The following is a 15,538-nucleotide window of genomic DNA, read 5'->3' on the forward strand; positions in this document are numbered from 1 at the left end:
ACTCAACCTGGGGTCAGGCACTCCGGGGCATTGAGCTTGGGGTCATTGACCAGGTTCGCCAGTACCCGCTCACGCAGGGCCGCGGGCTCGCTGGCAAGCAGTGCCTGCAGGGCATGCAGCGGAGTCTGCGGGTCAAGCCAGGCCTCCTGGCCGGCAGCGTCGAGAATCAATGGTCGCCGTTGGCTGGCCGCCGGTTGGGTAATCACCGCCGTGCTCAACCACAGTTGTTCCTGCACTGGATAGGCTTCCCAGATGGCCGCAAAAAACAGCGACGATCCCTCACCCGGAGTCAGCCAATACGGGCGCTTGCGCGCGGTGCCGCGCCATTCGTAAAAACCGTTGGCCGGCAGCAGGCAGCGCCGCTGACGGAAGGCCTCACGAAACATCGGCTGTTCGGCGACAGTTTCCGCCCGGGCATGGGCCGGCGTCTTCGACAGGTCAGTCAGCCAGGGCGGCGTCAAACCCCAACGGGCACGTGCCAACGTGCGCTCACCGGCTTCGGCACGCAGGATCAGCACCGAAGCATTCGGCGAAATATTCCACTGCGCCTGCTGATCGGCCGGAAAACCGGGCAAGGCCGCGAACGCGGGGTTCCAGCGAAACAGGGCAAAACGTCCACACATGGGGCAACACGACTCTTGATCAAACGAACGTCAGCCTAACAGACCAGCACGCCCGGGAAGCTATCCGGTTCGTCGCCGGGCATCGGCAACGCCGCATTGTACGCGGCGATCAGCTCACGGGCGTATTGCGCCTGATCATTATCCACCGCCAGGCCCAGCAGGCCGAACACCGGCAACTCCCCCGCCGCCCCGAGCAGATCACGCCCCACCAGGTGGGCCTCGACCCCTTCGCTGGCCAGCATCCCTTGCAGCAACTCACCTTCCATCAGGTTTTCCGGCTCGTAGATGCGCTGCATAGAGGCCACTCCTCACTCGTTTTCACTGTGAACTTCGAGCATCCATTCCTGACCATCGGTCTGCAGCGTGAACACTATCGGCCGACAACACACCGGGCAGTCCTCGACATACGTCTGGTCGCCCCCGGACAAATCCAGGACCGCTTCGGCGTCTTCACCACAATAAGGGCATTCATAGTGCTCGGTTTCCAGCATCGCGGTCTCCCAAGTGACTTGTGCGTATAATCGCCGGTCTATTTGCAGGGCTATTTTTGTTTGAGCAGATTTTTCAGACCGTACCCTGTGTGGATTTGATCCAATCCATTACTTACCCTAGCCGTTTCTAACAAGAGAGCATGATGGGCGAATTCGATGCCATCCGACCTTACGACGACAGCGAAGTCCCAGCGGTGCTGGCACGGCTGCTGAGCGACAAGGCGTTTCTAGATATCCTCACCCACTTTCGCTTTCCGCGGTTTGCCGGCGCCTTGGGCTGGATGCTCAAACCCCTTATAGCTCATCGGCTGCGCCGTGAGTTCGCGGGTGTCAGCTCGGTTGCCACGTTGCAGGACAAAGTCGAGTTCTATGTCGACCACACCATCGAGCGCGCCACCGACGGCGTGACCTATACCGGTGTCGAGCAATTCAAGTCCGGCAGTGCCTATCTGTTCCTGGCCAACCATCGCGACATCGTGATGGACCCGGCCTTCGTCAATTACGCGATCTATCACGCAGGCCTGCCCACGCCGCGCATCGCGATTGGCGACAACCTGCTGCAAAAGCCCTTCGTCAGCGACCTGATGCGCCTGAACAAGAGCTTCATCGTGCACCGCTCCATCAGCGGTCGACGGGAGAAGATGGCGGCCTATCAATTGCTGTCGGCGTATATCAACCACTCGATTCGCAACGATTGCCAATCGATCTGGATCGCCCAGGCCGAAGGCCGCGCCAAGGACGGTGACGACCGTACCGAATCGGCAATCCTCAAGATGTTCCACATGAGCCGCAAGGACGAGCCGTTTGCCGAGGTGATCCTGTCGCTGAACCTGACCCCGGTCTCGATCAGCTACGAGTACGACCCGTGCGACCAGGCCAAGGCTCGCGAGCTGTACATCCGCGCCACCACCGGCAGCTACACCAAGGAGCCCGGCGAAGATGACGTAAGCATCGCCAAGGGCATTACCGGCTACAAGGGCCGGGTCCACGTGAACTTTGCCGCGCCGATCAGCGAGCGATTCGAAGACACCAAGCAATTGGCAATCGAGATGGACCGGCAGATTCTCGGTGGCTACCGCCTATTCCCGGTGCACTACCTGGCCTATGCCCAGTGGCAGGACGCCGACCCACAATTGAGCGTGCCGAGTGCCGCCGAGCTGTTCCCGGCCGACGAACTGGCCAAGGCCCGGCAAGAATGGCAAGACCGCCTCGCGGCGTGCCCCGAGGAGCACCGTCCGTTCCTGGTGCTGCAGTACGCCACCCCTGTGCGTAACCAGTATCGGGTCAAGGCCGGGCTCCCCCTGTAGGGCTCTGCCGGCAATAAAAAACGGCGCCTTGAGCGCCTAATGCCGATCAGTTAAACCCTTTTGTAGGAGCGGGTGCCCGCTTGCGGCTTGCTCGCGAAGAACTCAACGGCGCCGCGTTTATACTGAATACACGCGTTATCGTTGACGTTTTTCGCGAGCAAGCTCGCTCCTACAATTGACAGCGTCGCTTAACTGATCGGCATTACGCCTTGAGCGCCGTTTTTTTATCTGTGCATCAGACCCGGGTGCTGATCCACGACACCAGCAGCGCCAGGCCCAGGCAGGCGAAACCAAAAGCATAGAAGACGCGATTCAGGCGCAAGGTGGCGATGCTCGCCAGATGCATCTGGTTGTCGGCACTGGCACGCCCGGCCTGGGCTGCCAGGCTGGCCCGCGCCTGTTGCTCGCGGCGACGGGTCGAGTGAAGCAGCCAACCACCCGGGCAGGCGAACAGCAGTGCGAGGAGGTTGATCAGCTTGGCGGGATGAGCGGAAAACAGCGACCAGAGTTGCAGTGACATCGTGGACCTCAATCGAAACAGGGCATGCGCGGCGCGAATTCTACCCAAACCCGCACTGTCTGCCCGGGCTTTCCGACAAAAAACCAAACATCTGCCTGACTAATGTTCTGCGTCACGGCTTCGTCATCTAAATACGCCAGTCTGTCGCCCCTCGAAACCGACACGGAGCTTGTCATGCTGCACGCCGAAAACCAGGACCGCCTGTACCTCATCACCCCAACCGACGAACAACAGGCCCTCGTCGGCAGCCTGGCCTTCAATGTCCAGGATCGTCACTGGCTGGTGTATTGCGCCCTGGGCGGACACCAGCATGCCGACTTGCCGGAAACCGACCTGCTGACCGGAGTGAGCGTGCTGGATTTCTATTCGCAGGCAGCGTGAGCGGCTCCCACAGACATTAAAAAACCCGGGCCATGACTGGCACCGGGTTTGGTAAACGCACTACAAAGCGTTACTCGGCCAGGATCTGACCCACAGTCGGGTCCTTGAACAGGCGGGTCAACGCATCACTCAACACATCGCTGACCAGCTTGGTGTTGGTCTCCTGGTTCGGCGCCATGCCAAAGCGCTGGTCCAGCGAGGCACCGTAACGCCCGCTGTAACGACGACCGGCGTTCTGCACATCGGAGCGGAAGGTCGCGCCAATGGTGGCCTCGGTCACGTACATGCCTTCCTTGGGCGACTGATACTTCAGTTCCGCCAGGGTCACCGTCAACTGCGGGGCATTCAGCGCATTGGCGGTCGGGGTGAAGCCCAGCAGCCGCACAGCTGCTTCGGCCTGGGCCTGTAGCTTGGGCAGGATCTGCGCGCTCTGCACTGTGATCGCGCTGGTTTCAGGGTACAAACCACCACGGGTGCCCAGGGTCGGCGACGGACGACCGTCCACCACCTTCACCACCACCGGCTGGCCACGCCCGACCGGTGCCAACTGAGTCGTCAGTTTCGGCTCCGGGGCGAGTTGTTGCGGGCTGTGGGCGCAGCCAACCAGGGTCAAACTGGTCACAGTGATCAAACCGAACAACAGGCGTTGCAACATGCGTTTCTCTCCAGAATCAGGCACAGACAGACGCGCAGTATAGCGGTCGGCACCGGCTGCAAACCAGCAACCCTGAACACCGGCTGAAGACTTGTGCAATGTCATCGCGCGCGACTGCTCGGTCACGGGAGTGTCATGCCACACTGCTAACTTCAACGCTGTCACTGAACGAGGGCATCGCCATGCATTTTCTCTGGTCGCTTTTCGCTCCACGCCGCACCTATCGTTACTTCGCCCGACTCGACAGCGCCGAACGCTGCCTGGCATTCAAGCACTGCCAGGTGCCTCCGATGGGCGATGGCTGGGTCGAAATCAATGAGATTCGCCCCCACTGGTTGCACCAGCCACTGCCCGCCAGCGCCCGCCTGAGCCAGCGCATTCGTCGCCTCAGGTTGCACTCGGCACTGGCCGGCTGACCGAACGGCTAATAAAAGTCATTAAACACGACCATTTCCCTGCGTTTCTTCGCTACAATCTCCCCCCGATTATAAGGACGTCTCCTGATCGGGCCTCGCAGCACCGCTGATACCTGCGTATTGGCACCCCCGCACCGCCCACAGAGAGCCGCCCACACAGATCGAGTGAAGCTGGCGAGCTTGCTGTTTATCTTGCAAACCACCACTTTTCGCGAATCTGCAGAGCTGTCATGACGCTCGGCCACTGAGCTGTTTGCCCGTTTTTAACGCGGGTCCGGTGCCAGGCGCAGATAGCCCTTTTTGAGGTTCACGTCTTCAAAAGAGCGTGAAAAAACGGGTTTTCACAACTTCACAAGAGTGTGGCGAGCAAATGAATAGTTTTGCGTCTGAATATGCACCATTAGCGTCTACAACAGCCCAACGACACAGGACCGGATACGCCTCGAATACCGGAGCCTGAAGCCTGTCCGCTACGGATTTGGTTGCACAAACGGACGTATCGACCATAAGTCGAATTGCCTGCCGCGCGCTGAAATGAGTTCATGGGAACCCTGAGGCCAGTAGGTAACGTCTGTCGAAGTTGCGATAAATTGCGAAGATTCGGACATGGCGATCCTGGCCATGGGTGACCTGGGGCTCTACAGAGCATGCCCCGTAACTCCTGGCAGCTATGCCGACAATTTGGTGCTGCAGATTTTGGAGACGCGTTAAATGGCGCATAACGAAGCAGTCGACGTAGTACTGGTTGGGGCCGGCATCATGAGTGCCACCCTCGCTGTACTGCTCAAAGAGCTCGACCCCGCGATCAAGCTGGAAGTCGTCGAGCTGATGGATTCCGGGGCCGCGGAGAGTTCCAACCCGTGGAACAACGCCGGTACCGGTCACGCCGGCCTGTGTGAGCTGAACTACACACCACAGGCCGCTGACGGCAGCGTCGACATCAAGAAAGCCGTGCACATCAACACCCAGTTCGAGGTGTCGAAGCAGTTCTGGTCCTACCTGACCCGCAAAGGCACCTTCGGCTCGTCGAAATCCTTTATCAGCCCGGTCCCGCACCTGAGCTTCGTGCAGGGTGACGCTGGCGTGTCGTTCCTCAAGGAACGCTTCAGCGTGCTGAAGAAGCACCATGCGTTCGCCGACATGGAATACACCGAAGACAAGGCCAAGATGGCCGAGTGGATGCCCTTGATGATGCCTGGGCGTGACGCTGGCGAGACCCTCGCCGCGACCCGCGTGATCAACGGCACCGACGTCAACTTCGGCAACCTGACCAATCAACTGCTCAAGCACCTGACCAGCGCCGGCGATGCCCAGGTCAAGTACTGCAAGCGCGTGACCGGCCTCAAGCGCAATGCCAACGGCTGGACCGTCAGCATCAAGGACGTCAACAGCGGCAACAGCCGTGAAGTCGACGCCAAGTTCGTGTTCCTCGGCGCCGGCGGCGCGGCCTTGCCGTTGCTGCAGGCCTCGGGCATCGAGGAAAGCAAAGGTTTCGGCGGTTTCCCGATCAGTGGCCAGTGGCTGCGTTGCGACAACCCGGAAGTGGTCAAGCATCACCAGGCCAAGGTCTACAGCCAGGCCGCGGTAGGTTCGCCGCCCATGTCGGTACCGCACCTGGACACCCGTGTGGTCGATGGCAAGACGTCCCTGTTGTTCGGGCCATACGCCGGTTTCACCACCAAGTTCCTCAAGCACGGATCCTTCATGGACCTGCCGCTGTCGGTACGTGCCGGTAACATCGGACCGATGCTGGCCGTGGCCAAGAACAACATGGACCTGACCAAATACCTGGTCAGCGAAGTGATGCAATCCATGGAACAACGCCTGGAGTCGCTGCGTCGCTTCTACCCTGAAGCGAAAGCCGAAGACTGGCGCCTGGAAGTGGCCGGCCAACGGGTGCAGATCATCAAGAAAGACCCGAAAAAAGGCGGCGTGCTGCAGTTCGGCACCGAACTGGTCGCAGCCAAGGACGGATCGCTGGCCGCCCTGCTCGGCGCTTCGCCAGGTGCTTCGGTGACCGTTTCGATCATGCTCGAGCTGATCGAGAAATGCTTCCCGGGCAAAACCAAGGGCGAATGGGCTGGCAAACTCGCGGAAATTTTCCCGGCCCGTGAAAAAATCCTGGAAACCGACGCTGCGCTGTATCGCAAGATCAACGCGCAGAACAACGTCGCCCTGGAGCTGGTGGAAGCCAGCAGCGAGACTCCAAGCTTCGCTTGATCCTCGCCCATGAAAAACGCCCCGCTCTCAATGAGAACGGGGCGCTTTTTTATGGCCTTGAAAAAGCTCAGCCGCGGGCTTTTTCGATCAGCTCGATGTACTCGGCGCTGTTGCGCTGATCCTTGATCACTTCGGCGAAGGTCTGGCCATGCTCATCCTTGCCGTCCAGGTCGTAGCCGGCTTCGACAAAGAACGTCAGGAAACGCTCGAAATCGTCGATGCGCAGGCCGCGATAAGCCTTGATCAACTTGTGCTGGGACGGTGAAGTCGCGTCAACCGGTTCGAAATCGAGGAACAACTTGATCTGCTCATCGCCGATCTCGTCACCAATCACTTGTTTCTTATCTTTACGCATTGCCGACTCCAGCTCGCAGACATTTCACGGGGCAGGCAGTTTACCCCCGCCCTGCCCGATGCCTCAACGACCACGCTTCACTGCACCCGTGTGCAGGTCTGCCCAAATGTGACCATTGGCGTAGCTGAGAAACTGACAATAGACCGTGTCGTTGCGCAACAGGTCCAGCACCACCCGGTACTGGGCCATGGGGTAAAACAGGGTGAGGGTGCGGGTATTGGCGTCGTAGATCGGCTTTTTCAGGCTTTTGCTTTCGCCGTCGAAATTCACCAGCACCTGGCTGATGGTGGCCCCCTTGTTCAGGGGCTTGCCCTTGAGGCGAATCAGCACCGGCGAAGTCACCGGGATCGGCTGCTGATTGGACTGGCGCTGGCTGCCCACCACCACCGAATACTCAGTGACCTGCAACAGTTGCTGCTGCTCGGGCGAGGTGTCGCGCAGGGTCAGGTCGTCGGGCGGCAGGAATTGCCCGTGCATGACCGCAGGCGCGGCCGCCAGTGGCAGGCTGAGGCTCAGCAACAGAACGGCGCAACTGCGGATCAAAAGGCTCATGACGGGCTCCAGAATCGGGCCCAGCACTGTAGCAGCTGACGCAGCCTGCGTCCGGTGGTGCAGCCTTCTCGACCCATTGAGCAACGAGTGCCTGATCGAGAAAGCTGCGGCGCGTTCCGGCTTACATACCTTTAACGGCAAAAATCCCGTTGGCGTTGCGCCAGTAGCCTTTGTAGTCCATGCCGTAGCCGAAGATGTAACGGTCAATGCAAGGCAGCCCGACGAAATCGGCCTTCAGGTCCGGACGCGCCTTGCGGTCGTGGTCCTTGTCGATCAGTACCGCGGTGTGCACTTTGCGGGCACCGGCGTGTTTGCAGAAGTCGATGATCGCGCCCAGGGTGTGCCCTTCGTCGAGGATGTCGTCGATGATCAGCACGTCACGGTCGATGAACGAAACTTCCGGCTTGGCTTTCCAGAACAGATCGCCGCCGCTGGTTTCGTTGCGATAGCGCGTGGCGTGCAGGTAGGACGCTTCCAGCGGGAAATGCAGATGGGTGAGCAACTTGCCAGAGAAGATCAGCCCGCCGTTCATCACGCAGAACACCACGGGATTGCTGTCAGCCAGCTGTTCGTTGATGAGCGCACCGACACGGGCGATAGCCGCCTCGACTTCAGCTTCGGTGTACAGGCAGTCAGCCTCTCGCATGATTTGACGGATATGCTCGAGATCAGCGGACATTGTGCTCTCCAAGGGGTGGCGGATTCGGAAAAGCGAGCAAAGGTACGCATCCCGACCGGTCGAATCAAGCGTTTCTGGACTAACGTACTGAATGTCTATAGGACAACAACCCCGGATAGATTAATCTAGGCCGGTTTTTTTGCCCGCCGCCGGAGCCTTTCCCTATGCCCATCCGTGAGATCCGCCATCCGCTGATCCGACACAAACTTGGCCTTATGCGCCGCGCCGACATTAGCACGAAGAATTTCCGTGAGCTCGCTCAGGAAGTCGGTGCCCTGTTGACCTACGAGGCAACCAAGGACCTGCCCCTGGAAACCTACGACATCGAAGGCTGGTGCGGTACCGTATCGGTCGAGAAAATCGCCGGTAAGAAAATTACCGTGGTCCCTATCCTGCGCGCCGGCATCGGCATGCTCGAAGGTGTCCTGAGCCTGATCCCGGGCGCCAAAGTCAGCGCCGTGGGCGTGGCCCGCAACGAGGAAACCCTCGAAGCCCACACCTACCTGGAAAAACTGGTTCCAGAAATCGACGAACGACTGGCCATGATCATCGACCCGATGCTCGCCACCGGCAGTTCCATGGTTGCCACTATCGACCTGCTGAAAAAAGCCGGCTGCAAGGACATCTGCGCCATGGTCCTGGTCGCAGCCCCCGAAGGGATCGCGGCTGTCGAGAAGGCTCACCCGGACGTGACCATCTACACCGCCTCGATTGACGAAAAACTCAATGAACACGGCTACATCATTCCGGGCCTCGGCGATGCTGGCGACAAGATCTTCGGCACCAAGCAGAAGGACGCGTGAGCATGCAGGATGAGTTCAACGACCCGCTCTGGCGCCAGGTCCTGTCGGGCGCCCAGATGCTGTTCGTGGCGTTCGGCGCGCTGGTGTTGATGCCGCTGATTACCGGCCTCGACCCCAACGTCGCGCTGTTCACGGCGGGCCTGGGGACTCTGCTGTTCCAGCTCGTTACCGGGCGCCAAGTGCCGGTGTTCCTGGCTTCGAGCTTTGCCTTCATCACCCCGATCATTCTTGCCAAGGGCCAGTTCGGCCTGGCGGCAACCATGGGCGGCGTGATGGCGGCAGGTTTTGTCTACACCTTCCTGGGCCTGGCCGTGAAGATCAAGGGCACCGGTTTCATCGACCGCCTACTGCCTCCGGTAGTGATTGGCCCGGTGATCATTTCGATCGGCCTGGCCATGGCGCCGATTGCCGCGAACATGGCCATGGGCAAGGCCGGTGACGGCAGCGAGCTGATTCACTACCAGACGGCGATGATGATCTCGATGCCGGCGCTGCTGACCACCTTGATCGTGGCCGTGTTCGGCAAAGGCATCTTCCGCCTGGTGCCGATCATTTCCGGGGTGCTGGTGGGCTTTGGCATGGCGTTCTACTTTGGTGTCGTCGACACCGCGAAGATCGCTGCCGCGCCCTGGTTTGCCTTGCCGCACTTCACGGCACCGGAGTTCAACTGGCAGGCGATCCTGTTCATTGTCCCGGTGGCGCTGGCTCCGGCTATCGAACACATCGGCGGGGTAATCGCCGTCGGCAGCGTGACCGGTCGCGACTACCTGAAAAAACCGGGCCTGCATCGCACCCTGTTTGGCGACGGTATCGCTACCACGGCAGCCGGCATGCTCGGCGGCCCACCCAACACCACCTACGCCGAAGTCACCGGCGCGGTGATGCTGACCAAGAACTACAACCCGAAAATCATGACCTGGGCGGCGATCTTCGCCATCAGCCTGGCGTTTGTCGGCAAGTTCGGTGCGCTGCTGCAAAGCATTCCAGTACCGGTGATGGGCGGGATCCTGTGCCTGTTGTTCGGCTCGATTGCCGCGGTGGGCATGAACACCATGATCCGCCACCAGATCGACCTGGGCGAAGCGCGCAACCTGGTGATTGTCTCGGTCACCCTGGTGTTTGGGATCGGCGGTGTGCTGATCGGCACCGGCACCGGCCCCGACGACTTCGGCCTCAAGGGCATCGCCCTGTGCGCGATTGTCGCGATCGGGTTGAACCTGCTGTTGCCGGGCAACGACGGCTGGAAGAACAAGCAGCCGGATGAGCCGCTGCTCTAAGGGCTTTACTGCCTGAAAGAACGTTATCGCGGGCAAGCCTTGCTCCTACAGGAACATGGCTTGCCCGCGATGCTTTCGGCCTTCTACAAAACCACTGGCGCCCTTTCACACAGGGTGTTCAACGCCTGCGCCCACTGCGGCTCATCGTTGAGGCACGGCACCAGTACCAACTCCTCGCCCCCCGCCTCGCGGAACTGCTCCAGGCCACGGTCACCGATCTCTTCCAGGGTTTCGATGCAGTCGGCGACAAACGCCGGGCACATCACCAGAATCTTCTTCACCCCACTTTTCGCCAACTCGTCGAGACGCGCTTCGGTGTAGGGTTCGATCCATTTGGCACGCCCCAGGCGCGACTGGAACGACACCGACCACGTGCCATCCGGCAAGCCCAGGCGTTTGGCAAAGTCTGCCGCCGTGCGCAGGCATTGGGCGCGATAACAGGTGGCAAGCACCTCTGCTGGCGCTGCGGCGCAGCAATCGCCACTGTTACTGCATTCAAAGCAATGACCCGGATTGAGCTTCTTCAAGTGCCGCTCCGGCAGGCCGTGAAAACTCAGCAGCAGGTGATCGTAATCCTGTTCCAGATAAGGCCGGGCGCTGGCCACCAGGGCGTCGAGGTACTCCGGCTGGTCGTAGAACGGTTGCAGAATCGCGAACTGCACCTCGAGTTTTTTCTCGCGCACCACCCGCTTGGCCTCCTCGATCACCGTAGTCACGGTGCTGTCGGCAAACTGTGGATACAGCGGCGCCAGGGTGATTTTCTTGATGCCTTGGGCGGCCAGTCGAGTCAGCACCGTCTCGATCGACGGCTCGCCGTAGCGCATCGCCAGTTCGACCGGTCCCTGGGTCCACTGCGCCTTCATGGCCTGCTGCAAGCGCCGGCTGAGTACCACCAGCGGCGAGCCTTCGTCCCACCAGATCGAGGCGTAGGCATGGGCCGACTGTTCCGGGCGCTTGATCAAGATCAACGACACCAGCAGGCGCCGCACCGGCCACGGCAGGTCAATGACGTAAGGGTCCATCAGGAATTGATTGAGGTAGCTGCGCACGTCCGCCACCTGTGTGGAAGCGGGTGAACCCAGGTTGACCAGGAGCAACGCGTGATCGGTCATGCAACGTCCTATTTCAAAGGCGGCTGGACAGGTCGTCCAGAGCCGCACGCAAATCAGTGAAACGAAAGGTGAAGCCTGCCGCCAGTAACCGCATCGGGGTCACCCGCTGGCCGCCCAACAGCAATAGCGACAACTCACCGAGCCCGACCTTCAACACGAACGATGGCAGGGGCATGAAAGCCGGCCGGTGCAGGACACCGGCCAGCGTCTTGGCAAATTCGCGATTGCGCACCGGTTTTGGCGCGCAGGCATTATAAGGACCGCTGGCCATATTCTGATGCAGAAGAAAATCAATCAGCGCGATTTGATCGTCGATATGAATCCATGACATCCACTGCCGGCCATTGCCGATAGGCCCGCCCAGCCCCGCTTTGAAGGGCAGGCGCAGGCGCGACAAAAAGCCGCCTTCGGCCGACAGCACCAGCCCGGTCCGCACCAGCACCACGCGCAGGCCCAGGGCCTCGGCGCGTTGTGCGGTCTCTTCCCAGGCGATGCACAGCTGGCTGGCGAAGTCCTCGCTAACCGGTGGCGAATCCTCGGTCAGCTCACGCTCGCCGCCATCGCCGTACCATCCCACCGCCGACCCGGAAATCAGCAAGTGGGGTTTTTGCTCAAGGCTTTCCAGCCAGGCCAGCAGGGTTTCAGTCAGGCTGATCCGGCTGCTCCAGAGCAACGCCTTGCGCCTATGGGTCCAGAGTCGATCGGCAATCGGCGCACCCGCCAGATTGATCAAGACATCCACCGGCTCCTGTCCGATCTCCTCCAGACGCGCGATGCCTCGCACCTGGGCGCCACACAGGGTCGGCACTTTTTCGGGTTTGCGACTCCACACCGTCAGGCTGTGGCCCTGACTCAACCAGAGTCGGCAAAGCTGGCGTCCTATCAATCCAGTACCGCCGGTCAGCAATATGTGCATGACATGTTCCTCGCGTGGCGTTTTACCTCGATCACTAGTCTATTTTTATAAGCAGGGATGTTTCGGATCGGGCGGGCTCTGTGATTAACAATAGGCCAAGCTGTCAGAACGAGAACGCTGAAAGTTATACCAAAAAATATAATTGTACAGGTTTAACCCTAAGCGTAGCCTGAAGAGAAAGGTAAACGAGGCCCCTATGACTCTACCCATCGCAATTATCGGCACCGGCATCGCCGGACTCTCCGCCGCCCAGGCTCTGCAAGAGACCGGCTACGTCGTGCAACTGTTCGATAAAAGCCGTGGCAGCGGTGGGCGCATGTCGAGCAAACGCAGCGACGCTGGCGCACTCGACATGGGGGCGCAGTATTTCACCGCCCGCGACCGGCGCTTTGTCACTGAAGTGCAGCGCTGGCAAGCCAACGGCTGGGTCGCCGAGTGGACACCGCAGCTCTACAACTTTCAGGGCGGCCAGCTCAGCCCGTCGCCAGACGAGCAGACCCGCTGGGTCGGCACGCCGCGCATGAGCGCCATTACCCGCGCCCTGATTGGCGACCTGGAAGTGCACTTCGCCTGCCGCATCACCGAGGTCTATCGTGGTGAACAGCACTGGCATCTGCAGGATGCCGAAGGCTTCACCCACGGCCCCTTCAGCCATGTGGTCATCGCCACACCCGCCCCTCAGGCCACAGCCCTGCTGGCTGCCGCACCGAAGCTGGCCGGGGTCGCCGCCGGGGTGAAAATGGACCCGACCTGGGCCGTCGCCCTGGCATTCGATACGCCGCTGGATACCGCTATGGAAGGCTGCTTCGTGCAGGACAGCCCGCTCGACTGGCTGGCCCGCAACCGCAGCAAACCGGGGCGCGACAACAGCCTGGACACTTGGGTGCTGCACGCCACCAGCAGTTGGAGCCGACAACACATCGACCTGTCCAAGGAAGCGGTGATCGAACAACTGCACGGCGCCTTTGCCGAACTGTTGCACAGCGCCATGCCCGCCCCGACCTTCAGCCTGGCTCACCGCTGGCTGTATGCGCGCCCTGCCAGCAGTCACGAATGGGGCGTACTGGCCGATGCCGACCTGGGCTTGTATGTGTGCGGCGACTGGTGCCTGTCAGGGCGGGTCGAAGGCGCCTGGCTGAGTGGCCAGGAAGCCGCCCGCCGCTTGCACGAGCATCTGCAGTAGTCGCTTCCCGTAGCTAGGCTTTGGCGGCTACGGGGGCGCTCGATAAAAGCTATACAAAAAAATTGACTTGTACACCTTTCGACCTATGATCAAAACATGTTGTACAGCGAACAGCGCTTGTACAGGTTTTAATCCGAGGTCTGCCGATGTCGAGTGAATCCCCGCGCAAGCCGAAAATTGCCATCAGCGCCTGCCTGATGGGCGATGAGGTGCGCTACAACGGTGGGCATAAAGAATCCCAGCTCTGCAGTCGTACCCTCAGCAATTATTTCGAGTTTGTCCCGGTGTGCCCCGAAGTCGCCATTGGCCTGGGAATTCCCCGCGAGCCGATTCGCCTGGTCGGCGATCCGCAGCACCCGAGCGCCATCGGCAGCGTCAACCGACAACTCGACGTCACTCAGCCGCTGGCCGACTACGGGCAACGCATGGCCGCTGAATTGACCGATCTGTGCGGTTACATCTTCATGCACAAATCCCCGTCCTGCGGCCTGGAACGGGTCAAGGTCTATCACGCCAACGGCAATCCGCAGGACGGTGGTGGCCGGGGTATCTATGCCGCGGCGTTTTGTGCCCGCCACCCGGACCTGCCGGTGGAAGAAGACGGCCGACTCAACGATCCGGTGCTGCGCGAGAACTTCCTGACCCGAGTGTTTGCCTACGCCGCCTGGCAGGATTTGCTGCAGCAGGGTCTCAGCCGCCATGGCCTGACCGACTTCCACGCGCGCTACAAGTACCTGCTGATGGCCCACAACCCGCTGCAGTACAAGGCCCTGGGCAAACTCCTGGGCAGCATGGGCCAGAGCGACCCCGCAGAACTTGGCCCGCGCTATTTCAGTCTGTTGATGAAGGCGCTCAAGCAATGCGCCACCCGCGGGACCCACAGCAATGTACTGCAGCACCTGTGCGGCTATTTCAAACAGAGCCTGAGCGTCGAGGACAAACAGGAAGTCCAGCACGTGATCGGCCAATACCGCCTCGGCGTCGTGCCGCTGGTGGTCCCGCTGACCCTGCTCAAGCATCACCTGCGTCATCATCCCGATCCGTACATCGCGCAACAGGTCTACCTGCAGCCGCACCCGGAAAACCTCAGCCTCAGAAATGCGATTTGAATGAACATGCCCAGCGCTACTCACACCCAAGAGCCCGACACCGACTACCAGCAGGCGCTGGACGAAGGCTGGCTGCCGATCCGCGAAGTCGCCCGCGTGACCGGCGTCAACGCGGTCACCCTGCGCGCCTGGGAGCGTCGCTACGGGCTGGTGGTGCCGCAACGTACCCCCAAGGGTCACCGGCTGTTCTCGGCCGAGCATGTGCAACGCATTCACGACATCCTGACCTGGCTCAATCGCGGCGTCGCGGTGAGCCAGGTCAAGCAGTTGCTGGACACACCGCAAGCGTTCAGTTCGCCGGTGGAAAATGACTGGCAGATCCTGCGGCAAAACCTCGCCCAGGCCATCTTTCGCCTGGCCGAGCGCCAGGTCGATGACCTGTTCAACCAGGCCATGGCCCTGTACCCACCACGGACCTTGTGCGAGCAACTGCTGATGCCATTGCTGGCAGAGCTCGAACAACGCTGGCAAGGGCAATTCGGCGCACAGATGGAGCGCACGTTTTTCTACAGCTGGCTACGCAGCAAGTTCGGTGCGCGGATCTACCACAACAACCGCCAGTTACGCGGCGCCCCACTGCTGCTGGTCAATCACTCCGACCTACCGCTCGAACCTCACCTGTGGCTCTGCGCCTGGCTGATCAGCAGCGTCGATTGTCCGGTGGAAGTGTTCGACTGGCCTTTGCCGGTGGGTGAACTGTCCCTGGCGGTCGAACACCTGCAAGCGCGCGCGGTGCTGCTGTATTCGAGCAAAACCAGCAACCTGAAACAGCTAACGAAACTCCTGAACAATGTCAGTTGCCCAAAGCTCATCGTCGGACCAACGGTATGTATCCACCAGGCCGGTTTGTCCGAGATCGCCACTGAAATCGCTGATGTATTACTGGCCGACGATCCCCTGTCGGCTCACCAGGTATTGATTCAGCGAGGACTGATCTGA

General features: G+C 60.5%; 19 protein-coding genes. 9 read left to right on the forward strand and 10 right to left on the reverse strand.

Going from position 1 to position 15,538, the window contains the following annotated elements; all coding sequences use genetic code 11:
* Positions 1–2: 2 nt before the first annotated feature.
* Genes PspS04_RS22935 through PspS04_RS22945 form a run of 3 tightly spaced genes read right to left on the reverse strand, consistent with a single transcriptional unit; the run spans position 3 to position 1,114 of the window.
* Positions 3–623, reverse strand: a complete 621-nt coding sequence (locus PspS04_RS22935; protein WP_095168980.1) for an SOS response-associated peptidase — start codon at positions 621–623, stop codon at positions 3–5.
* A 35-nt stretch (positions 624–658) separates the two neighbouring features.
* The gene (locus tag PspS04_RS22940) at positions 659–919 is read right to left on the reverse strand and encodes a putative signal transducing protein (protein WP_095168981.1); all 261 of its coding nucleotides are present in this window, start codon (positions 917–919) and stop codon (positions 659–661) included.
* A 12-nt stretch (positions 920–931) separates the two neighbouring features.
* A complete protein-coding gene (locus PspS04_RS22945; protein WP_095168982.1) occupies positions 932–1,114 on the reverse strand; it encodes a CPXCG motif-containing cysteine-rich protein in 183 nt (60 codons plus the stop codon).
* A 140-nt stretch (positions 1,115–1,254) separates the two neighbouring features.
* On the opposite strand from PspS04_RS22945, the gene PspS04_RS22950 reads away from it, so the two are divergent.
* The gene (locus PspS04_RS22950; protein WP_159997931.1) at positions 1,255–2,421 is read left to right on the forward strand and encodes a 1-acyl-sn-glycerol-3-phosphate acyltransferase; all 1,167 of its coding nucleotides are present in this window, start codon (positions 1,255–1,257) and stop codon (positions 2,419–2,421) included.
* 235 nt (positions 2,422–2,656) lie between these two features.
* Here PspS04_RS22950 and PspS04_RS22955 read toward each other — a convergent pair whose 3' ends face one another.
* The gene (locus PspS04_RS22955) at positions 2,657–2,941 is read right to left on the reverse strand and encodes a hypothetical protein (RefSeq protein WP_159997933.1); all 285 of its coding nucleotides are present in this window, start codon (positions 2,939–2,941) and stop codon (positions 2,657–2,659) included.
* Positions 2,942–3,115: 174 nt separating this feature from the next.
* Here PspS04_RS22955 and PspS04_RS22960 point away from each other — a divergent pair, with 174 nt between their 5' ends.
* Positions 3,116–3,322, forward strand: a complete 207-nt coding sequence (locus PspS04_RS22960) for a hypothetical protein (protein ID WP_095168985.1) — start codon at positions 3,116–3,118, stop codon at positions 3,320–3,322.
* A 70-nt stretch (positions 3,323–3,392) separates the two neighbouring features.
* On the opposite strand, the gene PspS04_RS22965 is transcribed toward PspS04_RS22960, so the two are convergent.
* Positions 3,393–3,977, reverse strand: a complete 585-nt coding sequence (locus PspS04_RS22965; RefSeq protein WP_095168986.1) for a YajG family lipoprotein — start codon at positions 3,975–3,977, stop codon at positions 3,393–3,395.
* Positions 3,978–4,159: 182 nt separating this feature from the next.
* Between PspS04_RS22965 and PspS04_RS22970 the strand changes: the two genes are divergently transcribed.
* A complete protein-coding gene (locus PspS04_RS22970; protein WP_159997935.1) occupies positions 4,160–4,393 on the forward strand; it encodes a hypothetical protein in 234 nt (77 codons plus the stop codon).
* Between the two features lie 711 nt (positions 4,394–5,104).
* Positions 5,105–6,613 (forward strand): malate dehydrogenase (quinone), encoded by a 1,509-nt coding sequence (mqo, locus tag PspS04_RS22975; RefSeq protein WP_159997937.1) that lies wholly within the window; start codon positions 5,105–5,107, stop codon positions 6,611–6,613.
* Between the two features lie 67 nt (positions 6,614–6,680).
* Here mqo and PspS04_RS22980 read toward each other — a convergent pair whose 3' ends face one another.
* From PspS04_RS22980 to PspS04_RS22990, 3 genes are all read right to left on the reverse strand, one after another.
* The gene (locus PspS04_RS22980; protein WP_095168989.1) at positions 6,681–6,968 is read right to left on the reverse strand and encodes a PA4642 family protein; all 288 of its coding nucleotides are present in this window, start codon (positions 6,966–6,968) and stop codon (positions 6,681–6,683) included.
* Positions 6,969–7,031: 63 nt separating this feature from the next.
* Complete coding sequence (locus tag PspS04_RS22985) at positions 7,032–7,520, reverse strand: hypothetical protein (protein ID WP_095168990.1); 489 nt, start codon at positions 7,518–7,520, stop codon at positions 7,032–7,034.
* A gap of 121 nt (positions 7,521–7,641) precedes the next feature.
* Positions 7,642–8,199 carry a hypoxanthine-guanine phosphoribosyltransferase gene (locus PspS04_RS22990; protein WP_095168991.1) on the reverse strand — a complete coding sequence of 186 codons (558 nt, stop codon included), beginning with the start codon at positions 8,197–8,199 and terminating at the stop codon, positions 7,642–7,644.
* A gap of 164 nt (positions 8,200–8,363) precedes the next feature.
* Between PspS04_RS22990 and upp the strand changes: the two genes are divergently transcribed.
* Together upp and PspS04_RS23000 are read left to right on the forward strand one after the other, a co-directional pair.
* Positions 8,364–9,002: a uracil phosphoribosyltransferase gene (upp, locus tag PspS04_RS22995; protein WP_095168992.1), complete on the forward strand. Its 639-nt coding sequence runs from the start codon at positions 8,364–8,366 to the stop codon at positions 9,000–9,002.
* A gap of 2 nt (positions 9,003–9,004) precedes the next feature.
* The gene (locus tag PspS04_RS23000) at positions 9,005–10,279 is read left to right on the forward strand and encodes a uracil-xanthine permease family protein (RefSeq protein WP_159997939.1); all 1,275 of its coding nucleotides are present in this window, start codon (positions 9,005–9,007) and stop codon (positions 10,277–10,279) included.
* 83 nt (positions 10,280–10,362) lie between these two features.
* Here PspS04_RS23000 and hemH read toward each other — a convergent pair whose 3' ends face one another.
* Together hemH and PspS04_RS23010 are read right to left on the reverse strand one after the other, a co-directional pair.
* Positions 10,363–11,391, reverse strand: coding sequence for a ferrochelatase (gene hemH / locus PspS04_RS23005; protein ID WP_159997941.1), 1,029 nt, complete (start codon positions 11,389–11,391; stop codon positions 10,363–10,365).
* 13 nt (positions 11,392–11,404) lie between these two features.
* Positions 11,405–12,307: a TIGR01777 family oxidoreductase gene (locus PspS04_RS23010; protein WP_159997943.1), complete on the reverse strand. Its 903-nt coding sequence runs from the start codon at positions 12,305–12,307 to the stop codon at positions 11,405–11,407.
* A 196-nt stretch (positions 12,308–12,503) separates the two neighbouring features.
* Between PspS04_RS23010 and PspS04_RS23015 the strand changes: the two genes are divergently transcribed.
* The 3 genes from PspS04_RS23015 to PspS04_RS23025 all read left to right on the forward strand — a co-directional run bounded on the left by PspS04_RS23015 (position 12,504) and on the right by PspS04_RS23025 (position 15,538).
* Entirely contained in the window at positions 12,504–13,490 is a 987-nt protein-coding gene (locus PspS04_RS23015; RefSeq protein WP_095168996.1) for an NAD(P)/FAD-dependent oxidoreductase, read from the forward strand.
* A gap of 146 nt (positions 13,491–13,636) precedes the next feature.
* Positions 13,637–14,599, forward strand: coding sequence for a YbgA family protein (locus PspS04_RS23020; RefSeq protein WP_095168997.1), 963 nt, complete (start codon positions 13,637–13,639; stop codon positions 14,597–14,599).
* 6 nt (positions 14,600–14,605) lie between these two features.
* Positions 14,606–15,538: a MerR family transcriptional regulator gene (locus tag PspS04_RS23025; protein ID WP_237234941.1), complete on the forward strand. Its 933-nt coding sequence runs from the start codon at positions 14,606–14,608 to the stop codon at positions 15,536–15,538.

The sequence above is a fragment of the Pseudomonas sp. S04 genome (assembly GCF_009834545.1).
In the GTDB taxonomy this organism is placed as follows: domain Bacteria; phylum Pseudomonadota; class Gammaproteobacteria; order Pseudomonadales; family Pseudomonadaceae; genus Aquipseudomonas.